Genomic DNA, 18349 nt, shown 5'->3' on the forward strand with positions numbered 1-18349 from the left:
TATGACATGAGTATTTTTAATGGAATCAAAGAAGAGCAGATGGACATTTTGCGGGAAGTCGGCAATATAGGCGCCGGCCACTCCGCCTCTGCAATGGCCCAGCTGTTAAATAGAAAGATAGATATGGAAGTCCCATTTGCAAAGCTGCTGTCTTTTGATGAGCTTGTTGATTTTTTCGGCGGCGCCGATGTCCCGGTTGCCAGCATCTTTTTAAGAATGGAAGGCGATTTAACGGGTTCAATGTTCTTTATAATGCCTTTTTTTCAGGCGGAGCAGTTTATCAGAGAGCTGATTGGAAACCCCGATTTTGACATAGAGGACTTAGGTGAAGACCACATGAGCTCATCCGCTTTGCATGAACTGGGCAATATTTTAGCGGGGTCATATTTAACAGCTTTGGCGGATTTGACGAAACTCCAGCTCTATCCAAGTGTTCCTGAAGTCTCTTTGGACATGTTCGGAGCAGTGATCAGCGAAGGGCTGATGGAGCTCAGTCAGGTTGGAGAACACGCCATTGTTGTCGACACGTCAATTTTTGACCAAAGCCATCAGCAGGAGCTGAAAGCGCATATGTTTATGCTGCCGGACTATGATTCATTTGAAAAGCTCTTTGTCGCCTTAGGTGCATCATTATGAGTACAACTGAGGCTGTTGTTATAAAGGTTGGGATTGCTGACGTGAAGATCGCCCGCTTCCCGGATACCATCCGGACCTCTGGTTTGGGCTCATGTGTGGGGCTGGTGCTTTATGATAAAGAAAAGCAAACGGCGGGTCTTGTTCATGTCATGCTTCCGGATTCGACGTTATCGAAAACTGCCGAGCTCAACCGGGCTAAGTACGCTGACACCGCCGTACAGACCACGATTGATATGCTGATAGAAGCGGGATGCCGGAAATTTGCATTAAAAGCAAAGCTGGCCGGCGGATCAGAGATGTTTAAATTTAAATCGACAAATGATTTGATGAAGATCGGACCGAGAAATGTATTAGCGATAAAAGAACAGCTGTCTTTATTTAATATTCCTATTATTAGTGAAGATACGGGCGGCTCAAGCGGCCGGACGATAGAATTTGAACCGAAGTCCTGCATGCTGCATATTCGAACTGTTAAACAAGGTGAAAAAACGATTTAATTAAGGTATTAGGGGGATAACAATGCAATCCTTGAATTATGAAGATCAGGTGCTTTGGACGCGCTGGAAAGAGTGGAAAGATCCTAAAGCCGGTGACGACTTAATGCGCCGTTACATGCCGCTTGTCACATATCATGTAGGCAGAATTTCTGTCGGACTGCCGAAATCAGTGCATAAAGACGATCTTATGAGCCTTGGTATGCTTGGTTTATATGATGCCCTTGAAAAATTTGACCCCAGCCGGGACTTAAAATTTGATACCTACGCCTCGTTTAGAATTCGCGGCGCAATCATAGACGGGCTTCGTAAAGAAGATTGGCTGCCCAGAACCTCGCGCGAAAAAACAAAAAAGGTTGAAGCAGCAATTGAAAAGCTTGAACAGCGGTATCTTCGGAATGTATCGCCCGCGGAAATTGCAGAGGAACTCGGAATGACGGTACAGGATGTCGTGTCAACAATGAATGAAGGTTTTTTTGCAAATCTGCTGTCAATTGATGAAAAGCTCCATGATCAAGATGATGGGGAAAACATTCAAGTCATGATCAGAGATGACAAAAATGTTCCGCCTGAAGAAAAGATTATGAAGGATGAACTGATTGCACAGCTTGCGGAAAAAATTCACGAACTCTCTGAAAAAGAACAGCTGGTTGTGAGTTTGTTCTACAAAGAGGAGTTGACACTGACAGAAATCGGACAAGTATTAAATCTTTCTACGTCCCGCATATCTCAGATCCATTCAAAGGCATTATTTAAATTAAAGAATCTGCTGGAAAAAGTGATACAATAATGAATTTCATGGTTAGCGAGTGAAAAACATGTCAACACTATTATGGCTTTTAAGCTTTACGCTCCACGGCGTTCTTCTGTACGCTGTCATTATCCTGTATACGAGGCTCGCTGCAGTGAAAGAAACAGAAAAACAGCAAAAACAGATACTTGAAGAGACGGAAAACACCTTGGCGGCATTTCTGCTTGAATTAAAAGAAGAAAATGAGAAACTGATAGAAAATAAAGCTTCATCTGCAAGTCAATCAGATGAAGAATCCCAAAAGCCAGGCCTTCAGCACTCTGAAACATATCAAGAGCGGGATCCAGTTCAAGAGGCAGAGAATCTTCCTGAACATATTGAAGGTCTGATTACAGAGGTTGACCGTCGGGAAGAGATCGTAAACAGTGAGGTCCAATCATTTGAAGACCAGGTCATAGAATTATATGAACAGGGATATTCGGCAAGTCAAATTGCCCAGAAAATGAAGAGCGGAAAGACAGAAATCGAGCTATTTTTAAAATTTCGCTCCAAAGGTGTAAAGGATTCTTGATTGTCGGATAAAGCTGTGTTATATTATGTCTTGGTGTTAAATACACACGCTTAACGATTTATGCAGAGGGTGCTGCAGGCGGCAGTTCTGCACAAAAATGACCTAAGCGGAGGAAAAAAACCATTATATTAGGAGGAAATAACATGTCAGTCATTTCTATGAAGCAATTGCTTGAAGCTGGTGTTCACTTCGGTCACCAAACACGCCGTTGGAACCCCAAAATGAAGCGTTACATTTTCACGGAGCGTAACGGAATCTACATCATTGACCTTCAAAAAACAGTCAAAAAAGTAGAGGAAGCTTACAACTTCACTAAAAATCTTGCTGCTGAAGGCGGAAAAATCCTTTTCGTCGGAACAAAAAAACAAGCTCAAGATTCTGTTAAAGAAGAAGCTCAACGCTCTGGCATGTACTATGTCAACCAACGCTGGTTGGGCGGTACATTAACAAACTTTGAAACAATCCAAAAACGTATTAAACGTCTTAAAGACATTGAAAAAATGCAAGAAAACGGTACGTTTGATGTACTTCCTAAAAAAGAAGTCGTTCAATTGAAAAAAGAATTAGAGCGTCTTGAAAAATTCCTAGGCGGAATTAAAGATATGAAGGATCTTCCTGATGCATTATTCATCATCGATCCTCGCAAAGAGCGCATCGCTGTTGCGGAAGCTCGCAAATTAAACATCCCTATCATCGGTATCGTAGATACTAACTGTGATCCAGATGAAATCGATGTTGTTATCCCAGCGAACGATGACGCTATCCGTGCTGTTAAACTTCTAACTTCTAAAATGGCAGATGCAATCTTAGAAGCGAAGCAAGGCGAAGAAGAAGCGGAAGTTGCTGAAGAAACTGCACCAGAAACAGAAACAACAACTGCGTAACCTATTCAAAAGGTGATAAGAGGGACTGCCTTTTATCACCTTTTTTCAAGAAAAATGTGTAATATACATACTCTTGTTTAAACATATAAGGAGGAATACAAATGGCAATTACTGCACAGCAAGTAAAAGAACTGCGTGAAAAAACTGGCGCGGGCATGATGGATTGTAAAAAAGCGTTAACTGAAACTGACGGAGATATGGACAAAGCAATTGACCTTTTAAGAGAAAAAGGAATTGCAAAAGCAGCGAAAAAAGCTGACCGTATCGCAGCAGAAGGTTCTACTCTTATTAAAACTGACGGCAACAAAGGCGTTATCCTAGAAGTAAACTCTGAAACTGATTTCGTTGCGAAAAACGAAGGTTTTAAAGAGCTTCTTAACACTTTAGCTGACCACCTTCTTGCAAACACGCCAGCTGATGTTGAAGAAGCAATGGGCCAAAAAATGGAAAATGGCTCAACTGTTGAAGAGTACATCACAAGCGCAGTTGCTAAAATCGGTGAGAAAATCACTCTTCGCCGCTTTACAGTTCTTACAAAAGACGACAGCTCTGCATTCGGTGCGTACCTTCACATGGGCGGCCGCATCGGTGTATTAACTGTTCTCAACGGTACAACTGATGAAGAAACTGCGAAAGATATCGCAATGCACGTTGCTGCAGTTAACCCTCGTTACATTTCTCGTGATCAAGTATCTGAAGAAGAAACAAATCATGAGCGTCAAATCTTAACTCAGCAAGCCCTCCAAGAAGGCAAACCTGAAAACATCGTAGCGAAAATGGTTGAAGGCCGTCTGAACAAATTCTTCGAAGAAATTTGTCTATTAGACCAAGCGTTCGTTAAAAACCCAGATGAAAAAGTGAAACAAGTTATTGCAGCGAAAAACGCTACTGTTCAAACTTTTGTCCGCTATGAAGTTGGAGAAGGCATCGAAAAACGTCAAGAAAACTTTGCTGAAGAAGTAATGAACCAAGTGAAAAAATAATGGTGAAAAGATTTCGCGGCTAAGTCGCGTCTTTTCAGGCAGTATAGGGGACACATTTTGTGTTCCCTATTTTTAAAACTATATTTACAAACCTTTTTTTCTCTTGCATAATAGAAAACGGCAATGTTTACACTTGGAGGTTATCATGGAAAAACCAAAATACAAACGTATCGTATTAAAGCTTAGCGGGGAAGCATTGGCAGGAGAACAGGGAAATGGAATTAACCCGACTGTCATTCAATCCATTGCAAAGCAAGTGAAGGAAATCGCTGAGCTTGAAGTCGAAGTGGCTGTTGTTGTAGGCGGCGGCAACTTATGGCGCGGAAAAACAGGAAGTGACCTGGGCATGGACCGCGCGACTGCTGACTATATGGGAATGCTGGCGACAGTAATGAATTCGCTTGCTCTTCAAGACAGCTTGGAAACACTCGGAATCCAGTCCAGAGTGCAAACATCCATTGAAATGAGACAAGTTGCTGAACCGTACATAAGAAGAAAAGCGATACGCCACTTAGAGAAAAAACGTGTCGTTATTTTCGCTGCGGGCACAGGAAACCCATATTTCTCAACTGATACGACAGCTGCACTGCGGGCTGCTGAAATTGAGGCAGACGTTATTTTAATGGCTAAAAATAACGTTGACGGTGTGTATAATGCTGATCCTAGAAAAGATGAATCAGCTGTTAAGTATGAATCACTTTCTTATCTTGACGTTCTTAAAGACGGCCTGGAAGTCATGGATTCAACAGCTTCCTCTTTATGCATGGACAATGACATTCCGCTTATCGTCTTTTCTATTATGGAAGAAGGAAATATCAAACGTGCCGTTATCGGTGAATCAATCGGAACGATCGTGAGGGGGAAATAACGTGTCAAAAGAAGTATTAACTCAAACAAAAGAAAAAATGGAAAAAGCAATTGCTGCTTATCAGCGCGAATTGGCTACTGTACGCGCAGGCCGTGCAAATCCATCATTATTAGATAAAGTAACGGTTGAATATTACGGAGCGCAGACACCTTTAAATCAGTTGTCTTCTATTAACGTGCCTGAAGCTCGTATGCTCGTTATCACACCATACGATAAAACAGCAATCGGCGATATCGAAAAAGCGATTTTAAAAGCTGATTTAGGTCTTACACCAACAAGTGACGGCAATATGATTCGAATTGCAATTCCGGCACTAACAGAAGAGAGACGGAAAGAATTAGTGAAAGTTGTAAAAAAATATGCTGAAGAAGCAAAAGTAGCTGTTCGTAACGTTCGCCGTGATGCTAACGATGATCTCAAAAAACTTGAGAAAAACGGAGACATTACTGAGGATGAACTGCGTGCTTCCACTGAAGACGTTCAAAAACTGACAGATGAATATGTGTCAAAAATTGACAGTGTCACAAAAGACAAAGAAAAAGAAATCATGGAAGTTTAATGAAAAACTATGTACAATAGATAATAGTGAAAAGACCCTCTCATGTTTACAGGGGGTTTTTTTGTTAATACTGTTGATTACATTGATTATCAGCAGGGAATGTAACCTTTTTGGGTGACGGAGGAATCTCATGCTCAACATACTCAAAAATTGGAAGAATCAGCAAACTGCGGCTTCCAACTTAGAACGTTATACAAAAGAAGACATACTTAAGGGAGAAATTCCCGAACACATCGCCATTATCATGGATGGAAATGGCCGTTGGGCTAAAAAACGCTCTCTTCCCAGAATTGCAGGCCACCATGAAGGGATGAAGGTGGTAAAAAGGACCACGAAGCTCGCAAACGAATTAGGTGTCAAAGTACTGACATTGTATGCATTTTCAACAGAAAACTGGAAAAGACCGAAAATGGAGGTCGATTTTTTAATGAAGCTTCCGGAAGAATTTTTGAATACGTATCTTCCAGAGCTTGTTGAGGAAAATGTACAGGTTCGGATCATTGGGGATGAAACGGCTTTGCCGGCGCACACATTACGTGCGATTGAAAAAGCTGTACAGGACACGGCGCAAAACGACGGAATGATCCTTAATTTTGCTCTTAACTATGGAGGCCGTACTGAAATTGTCAGTGCTGCAAAATCACTCGCGGAAAAAGTGAAGGAAGGCTCTTTGAATATTGAAGACATTGATGAATCGCTTTTTTCTACTTATTTGATGACTGAATCTTTGCAGGATCCTGAACTTTTAATTCGAACGAGCGGCGAGATAAGGCTGAGTAATTTTATGCTATGGCAGGTTGCCTACAGTGAATTTGTCTTTACTGACGTCTTGTGGCCTGACTTTAAAGAAGATCACTTCTTGCAGGCGTTAGGAGAGTTTCAGCAGAGAGGCCGGAGGTTTGGCGGAATTTAGAGGATGGTGGACATGAAACAAAGAATTTTGACAGGTGTTCTGGCAGCAATTGTATTTTTATTTTTGGTTATTGTCGGGAAATTGCCGTTCACCATATTAATTTATGCTATGAGCAGTGTGGCGCTTTTTGAACTTTTACGGATGAAAAAGCTGAAGCTGGTTTCACTGCCTGGTTTGATCGGTCTTTTATTATTGTGGATGTTCTTATTGCCAAGCCAGTATTCGTTTTTTGAAGCGGACGGGATTTCCAAAATGGAAATCGCTTTATTTGCGGTACTGCTATTGCTGACTTACACAGTGTTGGTCAAGAACACCTTTACTTTTGATGAAGTCGGGTTTATTACGCTTGCAGCAATTTACATCGGAATGTGTTTTCATTATTTTATCGAAATCAGAAATCTTGACCAATACGGATTAACATACATTTTTTATGCGTGTGTTGTCATTTGGTCCACCGATTCCGGTGCCTATTTTGTCGGTAAATCGCTTGGGAAGCGGAAACTGTGGCCTGAAATCAGTCCGAATAAAACAGTGGAAGGGTTTGCAGGCGGAATTGTCATCGCACTTGTATTGGCGACGATTTTTCAGCTTGTTGCACAACTTCCGATCCCGTATATCTATCTGCTGTTGATCACGCTGTTTTTGTCTGTTTTTGGACAACTGGGAGATTTAGTGGAATCCGCCTTGAAAAGACATTACGATGTAAAGGATTCTGGGAATATTCTTCCCGGGCATGGCGGTATATTAGACCGTTTTGACAGTTTCTTGTTTGTCATGCCTTTCTTGTACTTTCTGCTTGCCCTTTTTTCATAAAAAAGTCTAATATGAATATGAGACTGATCATGCAGCAATAAGAATAGGAGTAGTGGCAACTTTGAAAAATATTTGTCTTTTAGGAGCAACAGGATCAATCGGCGAACAGACTCTTGATGTACTGCGTGCACATCAAGACCAATTTCAGCTGGTATCTATGTCGTTTGGCAGAAATATTGATAAGGCCGTTCCAATGATTGAGGTCTTTCAGCCGAAGTTTGTCTCTGTCGGTGATCTGGATACATATCATAAATTAAAACAAATGTCTTTTTCTTTTGAATGCCAAATCGGGCTGGGAGAAGAAGGACTGATAGAAGCAGCAGTGATGGAGGAGGTTGACATTGTTGTCAACGCTTTGCTTGGAAGCGTCGGTCTTATCCCGACATTAAAGGCAATTGAACAGAAAAAAACAATTGCGCTTGCAAATAAGGAAACTCTTGTCACTGCAGGGCATATAGTAAAAGAACATGCTAAGAAATATGATGTTCCGCTGCTGCCTGTTGACAGTGAGCATTCAGCCATTTTTCAAGCTCTTCAAGGCGAACAGGCTAAAAACATTGAACGCCTCATCATTACGGCATCCGGCGGAAGTTTTCGGGACAAGACGCGGGAGGAGCTCGAATCAGTAACAGTTGAAGATGCATTAAAACATCCAAACTGGTCAATGGGTGCAAAAATTACAATTGATTCGGCTACAATGATGAATAAGGGATTAGAGGTGATCGAGGCACACTGGCTTTTCGATATACCTTATGAACAAATTGATGTGGTTTTACATAAGGAGAGCATCATCCATTCAATGGTTGAGTTCCATGATAAAAGTGTGATCGCACAGCTCGGAACTCCGGATATGAGAGTCCCCATTCAATATGCGCTCACTTATCCTGACCGATTGCCATTACCAGATGCGAAAAGGCTTGAATTATGGGAAATCGGCAGCCTTCATTTTGAGAAAGCTGATTTTGACAGGTTCCGATGCTTACAATTTGCTTTTGAATCAGGTAAAATAGGAGGAACAATGCCGACAGTGCTAAATGCGGCAAACGAAGTAGCTGTCGCTGCCTTTTTAGCTGGCAAGATACCGTTTTTGGCTATTGAAGACTGTATCGAAAAGGCACTAACCCGCCATCAATTACTGAAAAAACCGAGCCTGGCGGACATTCAAGAAGTGGACAAAGATACCCGGGGATACGTCAATTCAATACTCACATAAGGTGGTATGTTCGTGAATACAGTTATAGCGTTTATCATTATTTTCGGAACGCTCGTTTTCTTCCATGAACTGGGCCATTTATTGCTAGCCCAAAGAGCGGGAATTCTCTGCCGTGAATTTGCGATCGGCTTCGGTCCAAAGATTTTTTCTTTCAAAAAAAATGAAACAGTTTATACGATCAGGCTGCTTCCGGTCGGCGGATTTGTTCGTATGGCCGGCGAAGATCCGGAAATGATTGAGGTGAAACCCGGATACACGGTCGGGCTTCTGTTTAATAAGGAAGATCAAGTTGAGAAAGTCATCATCAATCAAAAGGAAAAATATCCGGATGCATTAGTCATTGAAGTGGAAACAGCGGATCTAGAGCATGACATGAAGATCACCGGTTATGAACAGGGGAAAGAGGACGAACTTTCCAGCTTTACTGTCAGCGAAACATCCTTTTTTATTGTAGACGGAGAAGAAGTGCAGATTGCGCCGTATAATCGCCAATTTGGTTCCAAACCTGTGTGGCAGCGGATTAAAGCAATTGCTGCAGGGCCGATTATGAACTTTATTTTAGCTTACGTCATTTTAGTGATGCTTGGGCTGATTCAAGGCGTACCGTCAAATGAACCTATGCTCGGGCAGCTGACAGACAATGGACGGGCGGCTGAAGCAGGGCTAAAAGAAGGGGATTATATCCAAAGCATTAACGGAGAGAAAATGAGGTCTTGGACTGACATTGTCTCCGCTGTAAAAGAAAACCCGGAGAAAGAAATGGACGTTGCAGTAAAAAGAGATAACAAAACGCTTCATATTTCGGTGACTCCGGAAGCTGTTAAAGATGAGAACAAAAAAACAATCGGACGTTTCGGTTCCTATGCGCCGACTGAAAAAGGCGTACTCTCAGCGGTTGCTTACGGCGCGACATCAACAGTTGATGTCACCAAAGCCATTTTAACCAATCTGAGCAAATTAGTAACAGGCCAATTTAAACTCGATATGCTGTCAGGTCCTGTCGGCATATATGACATGACAGACCAAGTGGCGAAAACAGGGATAGTGAACTTATTTCAGTTTGCGGCGTTTTTAAGCATTAACCTTGGGATTGTCAACCTGCTTCCGATTCCGGCACTTGACGGAGGAAGACTGTTGTTTCTATTTATTGAAGCGATTCGGGGCAAACCGATTAACAGGGAAAAAGAAGCATTTGTTGTGTTTATCGGCGTAGCTTTCTTAATGCTTCTTATGCTGGTTGTCACATGGAACGATATCCAGCGGCTGTTTTTGTAAACGAAAAGTAAATCAATCAGAGGTGCGAAGAAATGAGACAAAGCTTGACGCTTATTCCTACGCTCCGTGAAGTTCCAGCTGATGCCGAAGCAAAAAGTCATCAGCTTCTTCTGAGAGCAGGATTTATCAGACAGAATACGAGCGGGGTATACAGCTATATGCCTCTTGCGTATAAGGTGATTCAAAACATTCAGCAGATTGTTCGAGAAGAAATGGAGAAAATTGATGCCGTAGAAATGCTCATGCCCGCATTGCAGCAGGCAGAGACATGGCAGGAATCAGGCAGATGGTATACGTATGGTCCCGAACTGATGAGACTAAAAGACCGTCATGGCCGTGAATTTGCTTTAGGGGCAACGCATGAAGAGGTTATCACTTCGCTTGTTCGCGATGAGGTTAAATCTTATAAGCGTCTCCCTCTGACTCTTTATCAAATTCAGTCTAAGTTCAGAGATGAAAAACGTCCTCGCTTCGGTTTGTTAAGAGGCCGCGAATTTATTATGAAGGATGCGTACTCTTTCCATGCATCTGCAGAGAGCCTGGATGAAACGTATCAAAAAATGTACGAAGCCTATTCTAATATTTTTGCCCGCTGCGGCATTAATGTAAGACCTGTTATCGCTGATTCAGGCGCAATGGGAGGAAAGGATACGCACGAATTTATGGCACTTTCTGCGATCGGAGAGGATACGATTGCGTATTCTGATGAATCACAGTACGCGGCTAATATCGAGATGGCTGAAGTTCTTCACCAGGAAGTTCCTTCAGATGAGGAGCCTAAAGCTCTAGAGAAGGTTCATACGCCTAACGTGAAAACAATCGAAGAACTGACTGCGTTCTTGCAGGTTTCGACTGAAGCGTGCATTAAGTCAGTATTGTTTAAAGCTGATGACCGTTTTGTCTTAGTGCTTGTAAGAGGGGATCATGAAGTTAACGATATTAAAGTGAAAAACTTGCTTCATGCAGAAGTTGTAGAGCTTGCCACACATGAAGAGGTCATTCAGCAGCTCGGAACAGAGCCAGGCTTTGTAGGCCCTGTCGGTATTCATCAGGATGTGGAAGTATATGCCGATCAAGCTGTGAAAGCAATGGTTAATGCTGTTGCCGGGGCAAATGAAGGAGATCATCATTATAAAAATGTCAATGTGAATCGTGACGCGCAAATTAAAGAATTTGCTGATCTTCGTTTTATTAAAGAAGGTGATCCTTCACCAGACGGCAAGGGAACGATCCGTTTTGCTGAGGGAATCGAAGTCGGACAAGTCTTTAAGCTCGGAACACGCTATTCAGAAGCGATGAATGCGACATATTTAGATGAAAACGGACGCGCGCAGCCAATGCTGATGGGCTGTTACGGAATCGGTGTGTCAAGAACGCTTTCTGCTATTGCTGAACAGCATCACGACGAAAAAGGATTAATATGGCCAAAAAGCGTTGCGCCGTACGATCTTCATATTCTTGCATTGAACATGAAAAACGATGGGCAAAGAGAGCTTGCTGAAAAGCTGTATGCCGATTTAAAAGCGGAAGGCTATGAAGTGCTCTATGATGACCGTACTGAGCGTGCCGGCGTAAAATTCGCTGATTCAGATCTAATCGGCCTTCCAATCCGTATCACTGTCGGAAAACGGGCTGACGAAGGAATCGTCGAAGTGAAAATTCGTCAAACTGGTGAGTCAACTGAAATCTCAGTAGACGAATTATCTGCGTTTATCAGCAAGCAGTAATCACCATAACGATTTATCAAAAAACATGTTAAAATAGAAATAATAGAAGGTACCTCATTGCCTGAGGTACCTTCACTTATGATGTTTTTAGGGAGGGATACTGTCTTAATGGAACAGTTATCAGTAAACAGAAGGCAGTTTCAAATTCTTCTGCAGCAGATTAATATGACAGATGATACCTTCATGACATACTTTGAACATGGCGAGATTAAAAAGCTGACAATTCACAAAGCTTCTAAGTCTTGGCATTTTCATTTTCAATTTAAATCTTTGCTGCCTTTTCAAATATATGACACATTAACAACGAGGCTGACGCAATCGTTTGCCCACATAGCAAAAGTGACATCTTCAATTGAAGTTCAGGATGCCGAGGTCAGTGAAAGTATCGTACAAGACTACTGGTCACGCTGCATAGAAGAACTGCAGGGCATTTCGCCGCCGATTATCAGTCTTTTAAACCAGCAAAAACCGAAGCTGAAGGGCAATAAACTGATTGTCAAAACCAAAACGGATACAGAAGCGGCTGCGCTAAAAAACAAATACAGTTCCATGATTCAAGCAGAATACCGTCAATTTGGCTTTCCGGATCTTCAGCTTGATGCTGAAATATTTGTATCCGAGCAAGAAGTTCAAAAGTTTCGGGAGCAAAAGCTTGCGGAAGACCAAGAGCGGGCTATGCAGGCCTTGATTGAAATGGAGAAGAAAGATAAAGAAAGTGATGAAGACCAAGCACCATCTGGTCCTCTTGTTATCGGTTATCCAATTAAAGATAACGAGGAAATCCGGACGCTTGACAGCATCATGGACGAAGAACGGAGAATTACGGTCCAAGGTTATGTGTTTGATGTGGAGACGCGCGAGCTGAAGAGCGGGCGCACGCTGTGTATCTTCAAAATTACAGACTATACAAATAGTATTTTGATCAAAATGTTTGCACGTGAAAAAGAAGATGCGACGCTGATGAAGTCTCTGAAAAAAGGAATGTGGGTAAAAGCACGCGGAAGCATTCAAAATGATACATTTGTCAGAGACCTTGTCATGATCGCAAATGACGTAAACGAAATAAAAGCAAAAACCCGTGAAGATTCAGCACCTGAAGGAGAAAAAAGAGTGGAATTGCATCTTCATTCCCCAATGAGCCAAATGGATGCTGTTACGGGTATCGGAAAGCTTGTCGAACAGGCGAAAAAATGGGGGCATGAGGCCATCGCTTTGACCGACCATGCTGTCGTTCAATCCTTCCCTGATGCGTATTCTGCGGCCAAAAAGCATGGAATTAAAATGATTTACGGGATGGAAGCGAATCTCGTGGATGATGGCGTGCCAATTGCTTATAATGCCGCACATCGTCTGCTCGAAGAAGAAACATATGTTGTTTTTGACGTTGAGACGACAGGATTGTCTGCTGTATACGATACCATTATTGAGCTGGCTGCAGTAAAAGTAAAAGGCGGAGAAATTATTGATAAATTTGAGGCGTTTGCGAACCCGCATCGTCCGCTTTCCGCCACAATCATAGAGCTGACAGGGATCACAGATGATATGCTACAAGACGCTCCGGATGTCGTAGATGTAATAAGAGATTTCAGAGAATGGATTGGCGATGATATTCTTGTCGCTCATAATGCAAGCTTTGATATGGGATTCTTAAATGTAGCCTATAAAAAGCTTCTTGAAGTCGAAAAAGCTAAAAACCCAGTCATTGATACGCTTGAACTTGGACGTTTTCTCTATCCGGAATTTAAGAACCACCGGTTGAACACACTTTGTAAAAAGTTTGATATCGAACTCACACAGCATCACCGTGCGATCTATGATACTGAGGCAACCGCTTATTTGCTTCTGAAAATGCTGAAAGACGCAGCTGAAAAAGGTATTCAGTACCATGATGAGTTGAATGAAAATATGGGTCAGTCCAATGCTTATCAAAGATCAAGACCGTATCATGCAACATTACTTGCCGTGAACAGCACGGGACTTAAAAATTTATTTAAGCTTGTGTCACTTTCTCATATTCATTATTTTTACAGAGTGCCGCGTATTCCGAGATCTCAGCTTGAGAAATACAGGGAAGGGCTTCTGATCGGTTCTGCCTGTGACAGGGGAGAGGTTTTTGAGGGAATGATGCAAAAATCGCCTGAAGAGGTGGAAGATATCGCGTCATTCTATGATTACCTTGAGGTTCAGCCGCCTGAAGTGTATCGTCACTTGCTGGAGCTTGAACTGGTCCGTGATGAAAAAGCGCTGAAAGAAATTATTGCGAATATCACGAAGCTGGGGGAAAAGCTTAATAAACCGGTTGTTGCTACGGGAAATGTTCATTATTTGAATGATGAGGATAAAATCTACAGAAAGATTTTAATATCCTCACAAGGCGGGGCAAATCCGCTGAATAGGCATGAACTGCCGAAAGTGCATTTTAGAACGACAGACGAAATGCTTGAAGCTTTTTCTTTCTTAGGTGAAGAAAAAGCGAAGGAGATCGTAGTCACCAATACCCAAAAGGTTGCTTCTTTAGTTGATGACATCAAGCCGATTAAAGATGATTTATATACGCCGAAAATCGAAGGCGCTGATGAAGAGATCAGAGAAATGAGCTATCAGCGTGCAAGAAGCATTTACGGGGAAGAGCTGCCTGAAATTGTCGAAGCGCGGATTGAAAAAGAGTTAAAGAGTATTATTGGCCACGGATTTGCTGTTATTTACTTGATCTCTCACAAACTTGTAAAACGTTCACTAGATGATGGGTATCTCGTTGGTTCCCGTGGTTCCGTAGGATCTTCATTAGTTGCGACACTTACTGAGATTACTGAGGTAAACCCGCTGCCGCCGCACTATGTTTGTCCTGAGTGCCAGCATTCTGAGTTCTTTAATGACGGTTCTGTCGGTTCTGGTTTTGACCTGCCTGACAAGACATGTCCTCATTGCGGAACGCCTTTGAAAAAAGACGGCCATGATATTCCATTTGAAACGTTCTTAGGATTTAAAGGGGACAAAGTACCTGATATCGATTTGAACTTCTCAGGGGAATATCAGCCGCAAGCACACAATTACACAAAAGTATTGTTCGGAGAAGACAATGTATATCGTGCGGGAACAATAGGCACGGTGGCAGAAAAAACAGCCTACGGTTATGTAAAAGGCTATGCCGGAGACAACAATCTTCATATGCGCGGTGCCGAAATAGATCGGCTCGTACAGGGATGCACGGGTGTAAAACGTACAACTGGACAACACCCTGGCGGTATTATCGTAGTTCCGGATTATATGGATATTTATGATTTTTCACCGATCCAGTTCCCGGCAGATGCCACAGGTTCAGAGTGGAAAACGACTCATTTTGATTTCCACTCCATCCATGACAACCTGTTAAAACTTGATATTCTCGGACACGATGACCCGACTGTTATTCGGATGCTTCAAGACTTAAGCGGAATAGATCCGAAAACAATTCCGACGGATGATCCTGAAGTGATGAAGATCTTCCAGGGAACCGAATCACTCGGTGTGACTGAAGAACAGATTGGCTGTAAAACGGGCACTCTTGGAATTCCTGAATTCGGAACCCGATTTGTCCGGCAGATGCTTGAAGATACAAAGCCAACAACTTTTTCTGAGCTCGTTCAGATTTCAGGCTTGTCTCACGGAACTGATGTATGGCTTGGCAATGCACAGGAGCTCATCCACAATAATATTTGTGAGCTGAGTGAGGTTATCGGCTGCCGTGATGACATTATGGTTTATTTAATCTATCAAGGCCTTGAACCGTCCCTTGCCTTTAAAATCATGGAATTCGTGCGTAAAGGAAAAGGATTAACGCCTGAATGGGAAGAAGAAATGAAAAATAACAATGTCCCAGACTGGTATATTGATTCCTGTAAAAAGATTAAATACATGTTCCCGAAAGCCCACGCCGCGGCATATGTCTTAATGGCAGTCCGCATTGCTTACTTTAAAGTGCATCATGCTCTTTTGTATTATGCGGCTTATTTTACCGTTCGTGCAGATGACTTTGATATTGATACAATGATCAAGGGCTCTACAGCAATCAGAGCGGTAATGGAGGATATAAACGCTAAAGGACTTGATGCTTCACCGAAGGAAAAGAACCTTCTGACTGTTTTAGAATTAGCGCTTGAGATGTGTGAGAGAGGCTATTCATTCCAAAAAGTCGATTTATATCGCTCCAGCGCCACAGAGTTTATTATTGACGGCAACAGTCTTATTCCGCCGTTTAACTCTATTCCAGGGTTAGGGACGAACGCTGCTTTGAACATTGTAAAAGCTCGTGAAGAAGGCGAATTCCTCTCAAAAGAAGATTTGCAAAAGAGAGGGAAAGTATCAAAAACGATTTTAGAGTACTTAGATCGCCATGGCTGTCTGGAGTCACTGCCTGATCAAAACCAATTGTCACTGTTCTAATATGGAAAGCAGAATTTCTCAGAAATTCTGCTTCTATGCATACATAAGCGCAAAAAGTGCCATCGTAATATTAGAGTTTCTGTCACTTGCTTAGGTATGAAGGTAAGCGTATATCCATTTGCAATAAAAATATGGTTATGGTATAGTTTTATTGGAAATGCTAACGATTACCGAGGCAAAGAGTGGGGAAACCCGCTCTTTTGTATTGAACAGGAGAATTTTGTCTCGACATGTTCATCGTTTACTTTTTAGCCCCTGCTCTTTTGAAGCAGGGTTTTTATGCAGAGTGACGAGACGAATATGAGATCGACAGCACAAGGAGGAAGAACATGAGCAAAAAAGTGACTGACACCGTTCAAGAAATGGCTCAGCCAATCGTAGACAGCCTTCAGCTGGAACTCGTTGACATTGAATTTGTCAAAGAGGGCCAAAGCTGGTTCCTTCGCGTGTTTATTGATTCCGATGACGGTGTGGATATTGAGGAATGTGCCAAAGTAAGCGAAGCTTTAAGCGAAAAGCTTGATGAGGCAGACCCAATCAGCCAAAATTACTTTCTTGAAGTCTCATCTCCAGGAGCTGAGCGTCCGCTAAAGAAAAAAGCCGATTTCGAAAAATCACTAGGAAAAAACGTATACATTAAGACGTATGAGCCTATTGACGGCGTAAAAGTGTTTGAAGGTGAACTGGCTGAATTTGATGGACAAACAGTGACAGTTGAGATCACGATCAAAACAAGAAAGAAACGGATCAATATTCCGTATGAAAAGATAGCTAATGCAAGATTAGCTGTTACATTCTAATCAATACAAATGTTTTAAGGGGGGAGACCGTTAAATGAGCAGTGAATTATTAGATGCTCTCACGATTCTTGAAAAAGAAAAAGGCATCAGTAAAGAAATTATCATCGAAGCAATCGAAGCTGCGTTAATTTCTGCTTATAAGCGGAATTTTAATCAAGCGCAAAATGTACGGGTGGATCTAAACCGTGAAACTGGCTCCATCCGTGTATTTGCAAGAAAAGATGTCGTTGACGAAGTATACGACCAGAGATTAGAGATCTCAATTGAAGAGGCGCAGGGCATCCATCCGGAATATATGGTCGGAGATGTCGTCGAAATCGAAGTTACACCTAAGGATTTCGGGCGCATAGCTGCTCAAACAGCAAAGCAGGTCGTCACACAGCGTGTGCGCGAAGCTGAGCGCGGTGTGATCTATTCTGAATTTATCGACCGTGAAGAAGACATCATGACAGGGATCGTCCAGCGTCTGGACAATAAATTTATCTACGTGTCTTTAGGCAAAATAGAAGCCTTGCTGCCGGTTAATGAGCAAATGCCGAATGAAAGCTACAAGCCCCATGACCGCATTAAGGTATATATCACAAAAGTAGAAAAAACAACGAAGGGCCCGCAGATTTATGTGTCAAGAACACATCCAGGCCTGTTAAAGCGTTTGTTTGAAATTGAAGTGCCTGAAATTTATGATGGAACTGTCGAGCTAAAATCTGTTGCCAGAGAAGCCGGCGACCGTTCGAAAATTTCTGTTCGCACAGATGATCCTGACGTGGATCCTGTCGGTTCATGCGTAGGGCCTAAAGGCCAGCGTGTGCAAGCAATCGTCAATGAATTAAAAGGTGAAAAAATTGACATTGTCAACTGGTCCAGTGATCCTGTAGAATTTGTCGCGAATGCGCTCAGCCCTTCCAAAGTGCTTGATGTCATTGTTAATGAAGAAGAAAAAGCGACAACTGTTATTGTTCCTGATTACCAGCTGTCTCTGGCAATTGGAAAAAGAGGACAAAACGCACGCTTAGCTGCTAAACTGACAGGCTGGAAGATTGATATTAAGAGCGAAACGGACGCAAGAGAACTTGGAATCTATCCGAGAGAACTTGAAGAAGATGATGAGCCGCTCTTTACGGAGCCTGAAACTGCTGAATCGGATGAATAAGAGGTGACTTTAGGTGAATAAACACAAAAAGATCCCATTACGCAAATGTGTAGTGACTGGTGAAATGAAGCCTAAAAAGGAACTGATCCGAGTTGTACGGTCGAAAGAAGGCGAAATCTCAGTAGACCCGACCGGAAAAAAGAATGGGCGGGGTGCTTATTTAACGCTGGATAAAGAGTGCATCTTAGCAGCAAAAAAGAAAAACACTTTGCAAAATCAATTTCAATCACAAATCGATGACCAGATTTTCGATGAATTGCTGGAACTGGCGGAAAAGGTGAAAAAATAAA

At 42.3% G+C, this 18349-nt stretch carries 17 protein-coding genes; all 17 read left to right on the forward strand.

Translation table 11 applies throughout. The annotated features are described in order from the left end of the window. The first annotated feature begins 6 nt into the window (after positions 1 to 6). The gene (gene cheC / locus bslm_RS08590; RefSeq protein WP_003231935.1) at positions 7 to 636 is read left to right on the forward strand and encodes a CheY-P phosphatase CheC; all 630 of its coding nucleotides are present in this window, start codon (positions 7 to 9) and stop codon (positions 634 to 636) included. After that, a complete protein-coding gene (cheD, locus tag bslm_RS08595) occupies positions 633 to 1133 on the forward strand; it encodes a chemoreceptor glutamine deamidase CheD (RefSeq protein ID WP_003244852.1) in 501 nt (166 codons plus the stop codon). Before cheC ends, cheD begins: the two co-directional genes overlap by 4 nt. Positions 1134 to 1155: 22 nt before the next feature. Next, positions 1156 to 1920 (forward strand): RNA polymerase sigma-28 factor SigD, encoded by a 765-nt coding sequence (gene sigD / locus bslm_RS08600; protein ID WP_003220911.1) that lies wholly within the window; start codon positions 1156 to 1158, stop codon positions 1918 to 1920. A gap of 28 nt (positions 1921 to 1948) precedes the next feature. Further along, complete coding sequence (gene swrB / locus bslm_RS08605; protein ID WP_015252089.1) at positions 1949 to 2452, forward strand: swarming motility protein SwrB; 504 nt, start codon at positions 1949 to 1951, stop codon at positions 2450 to 2452. A 143-nt stretch (positions 2453 to 2595) separates the two neighbouring features. After that, positions 2596 to 3336 (forward strand): 30S ribosomal protein S2, encoded by a 741-nt coding sequence (rpsB, locus tag bslm_RS08610; RefSeq protein WP_003220918.1) that lies wholly within the window; start codon positions 2596 to 2598, stop codon positions 3334 to 3336. 101 nt (positions 3337 to 3437) lie between these two features. Next, on the forward strand, positions 3438 to 4319 hold the full coding sequence (gene tsf / locus bslm_RS08615; protein ID WP_003231929.1) for a translation elongation factor Ts: 882 nt from the start codon (positions 3438 to 3440) through the stop codon (positions 4317 to 4319). A 145-nt stretch (positions 4320 to 4464) separates the two neighbouring features. Then, on the forward strand, positions 4465 to 5187 hold the full coding sequence (pyrH, locus tag bslm_RS08620) for a UMP kinase (RefSeq protein ID WP_003220923.1): 723 nt from the start codon (positions 4465 to 4467) through the stop codon (positions 5185 to 5187). Position 5188: 1 nt separating this feature from the next. Further along, complete coding sequence (frr, locus tag bslm_RS08625; RefSeq protein ID WP_003231927.1) at positions 5189 to 5746, forward strand: ribosome recycling factor; 558 nt, start codon at positions 5189 to 5191, stop codon at positions 5744 to 5746. 130 nt (positions 5747 to 5876) lie between these two features. Beyond that, a complete protein-coding gene (locus bslm_RS08630; RefSeq protein ID WP_003231925.1) occupies positions 5877 to 6659 on the forward strand; it encodes an undecaprenyl pyrophosphate synthase in 783 nt (260 codons plus the stop codon). 3 nt (positions 6660 to 6662) lie between these two features. After that, entirely contained in the window at positions 6663 to 7472 is an 810-nt protein-coding gene (gene cdsA, locus bslm_RS08635) for a phosphatidate cytidylyltransferase (RefSeq protein ID WP_015252087.1), read from the forward strand. Positions 7473 to 7533: 61 nt separating this feature from the next. Further along, positions 7534 to 8685, forward strand: coding sequence for a 1-deoxy-D-xylulose-5-phosphate reductoisomerase (dxr, locus tag bslm_RS08640; RefSeq protein ID WP_003245155.1), 1152 nt, complete (start codon positions 7534 to 7536; stop codon positions 8683 to 8685). Positions 8686 to 8691: 6 nt separating this feature from the next. Then, the gene (rseP, locus tag bslm_RS08645; RefSeq protein ID WP_010886508.1) at positions 8692 to 9960 is read left to right on the forward strand and encodes an RIP metalloprotease RseP; all 1269 of its coding nucleotides are present in this window, start codon (positions 8692 to 8694) and stop codon (positions 9958 to 9960) included. A gap of 32 nt (positions 9961 to 9992) precedes the next feature. Next, positions 9993 to 11687 carry a proline--tRNA ligase gene (gene proS / locus bslm_RS08650; protein WP_046381027.1) on the forward strand — a complete coding sequence of 565 codons (1695 nt, stop codon included), beginning with the start codon at positions 9993 to 9995 and terminating at the stop codon, positions 11685 to 11687. Positions 11688 to 11795: 108 nt separating this feature from the next. Next, on the forward strand, positions 11796 to 16109 hold the full coding sequence (locus tag bslm_RS08655) for a PolC-type DNA polymerase III (RefSeq protein WP_046381028.1): 4314 nt from the start codon (positions 11796 to 11798) through the stop codon (positions 16107 to 16109). Between the two features lie 329 nt (positions 16110 to 16438). Then, the gene (rimP, locus tag bslm_RS08660) at positions 16439 to 16909 is read left to right on the forward strand and encodes a ribosome maturation factor RimP (RefSeq protein ID WP_003231915.1); all 471 of its coding nucleotides are present in this window, start codon (positions 16439 to 16441) and stop codon (positions 16907 to 16909) included. Between the two features lie 34 nt (positions 16910 to 16943). Continuing rightward, entirely contained in the window at positions 16944 to 18059 is a 1116-nt protein-coding gene (gene nusA / locus bslm_RS08665; RefSeq protein ID WP_003231912.1) for a transcription termination factor NusA, read from the forward strand. A gap of 13 nt (positions 18060 to 18072) precedes the next feature. Then, positions 18073 to 18348, forward strand: coding sequence for a glucose-induced regulator RulR (gene rulR, locus bslm_RS08670; RefSeq protein WP_009967250.1), 276 nt, complete (start codon positions 18073 to 18075; stop codon positions 18346 to 18348). The last annotated feature ends 1 nt before the right edge of the window (position 18349 follow it).

This window comes from Bacillus sp. LM 4-2 (assembly GCF_000978495.1).
GTDB lineage: Bacteria > Bacillota > Bacilli > Bacillales > Bacillaceae > Bacillus > Bacillus subtilis.

What these genes read in the sequence shown, in the direction of transcription:
- cheC (WP_003231935.1), top strand. Translation starts at nt 7, where the DNA reads ATGAGTATTTTTAATGGAATCAAAGAAGAGCAGATGGACATTTTGCGG.
- cheD (WP_003244852.1), top strand. Translation starts at nt 633, where the DNA reads ATGAGTACAACTGAGGCTGTTGTTATAAAGGTTGGGATTGCTGACGTG.
- sigD (WP_003220911.1), top strand. Translation starts at nt 1,156, where the DNA reads ATGCAATCCTTGAATTATGAAGATCAGGTGCTTTGGACGCGCTGGAAA.
- swrB (WP_015252089.1), top strand. Translation starts at nt 1,949, where the DNA reads ATGTCAACACTATTATGGCTTTTAAGCTTTACGCTCCACGGCGTTCTT.
- rpsB (WP_003220918.1), top strand. Translation starts at nt 2,596, where the DNA reads ATGTCAGTCATTTCTATGAAGCAATTGCTTGAAGCTGGTGTTCACTTC.
- tsf (WP_003231929.1), top strand. Translation starts at nt 3,438, where the DNA reads ATGGCAATTACTGCACAGCAAGTAAAAGAACTGCGTGAAAAAACTGGC.
- pyrH (WP_003220923.1), top strand. Translation starts at nt 4,465, where the DNA reads ATGGAAAAACCAAAATACAAACGTATCGTATTAAAGCTTAGCGGGGAA.
- bslm_RS08630 (WP_003231925.1), top strand. Translation starts at nt 5,877, where the DNA reads ATGCTCAACATACTCAAAAATTGGAAGAATCAGCAAACTGCGGCTTCC.
- cdsA (WP_015252087.1), top strand. Translation starts at nt 6,663, where the DNA reads ATGGTGGACATGAAACAAAGAATTTTGACAGGTGTTCTGGCAGCAATT.
- rseP (WP_010886508.1), top strand. Translation starts at nt 8,692, where the DNA reads ATGTTCGTGAATACAGTTATAGCGTTTATCATTATTTTCGGAACGCTC.
- proS (WP_046381027.1), top strand. Translation starts at nt 9,993, where the DNA reads ATGAGACAAAGCTTGACGCTTATTCCTACGCTCCGTGAAGTTCCAGCT.
- bslm_RS08655 (WP_046381028.1), top strand. Translation starts at nt 11,796, where the DNA reads ATGGAACAGTTATCAGTAAACAGAAGGCAGTTTCAAATTCTTCTGCAG.
- rimP (WP_003231915.1), top strand. Translation starts at nt 16,439, where the DNA reads ATGAGCAAAAAAGTGACTGACACCGTTCAAGAAATGGCTCAGCCAATC.
- nusA (WP_003231912.1), top strand. Translation starts at nt 16,944, where the DNA reads ATGAGCAGTGAATTATTAGATGCTCTCACGATTCTTGAAAAAGAAAAA.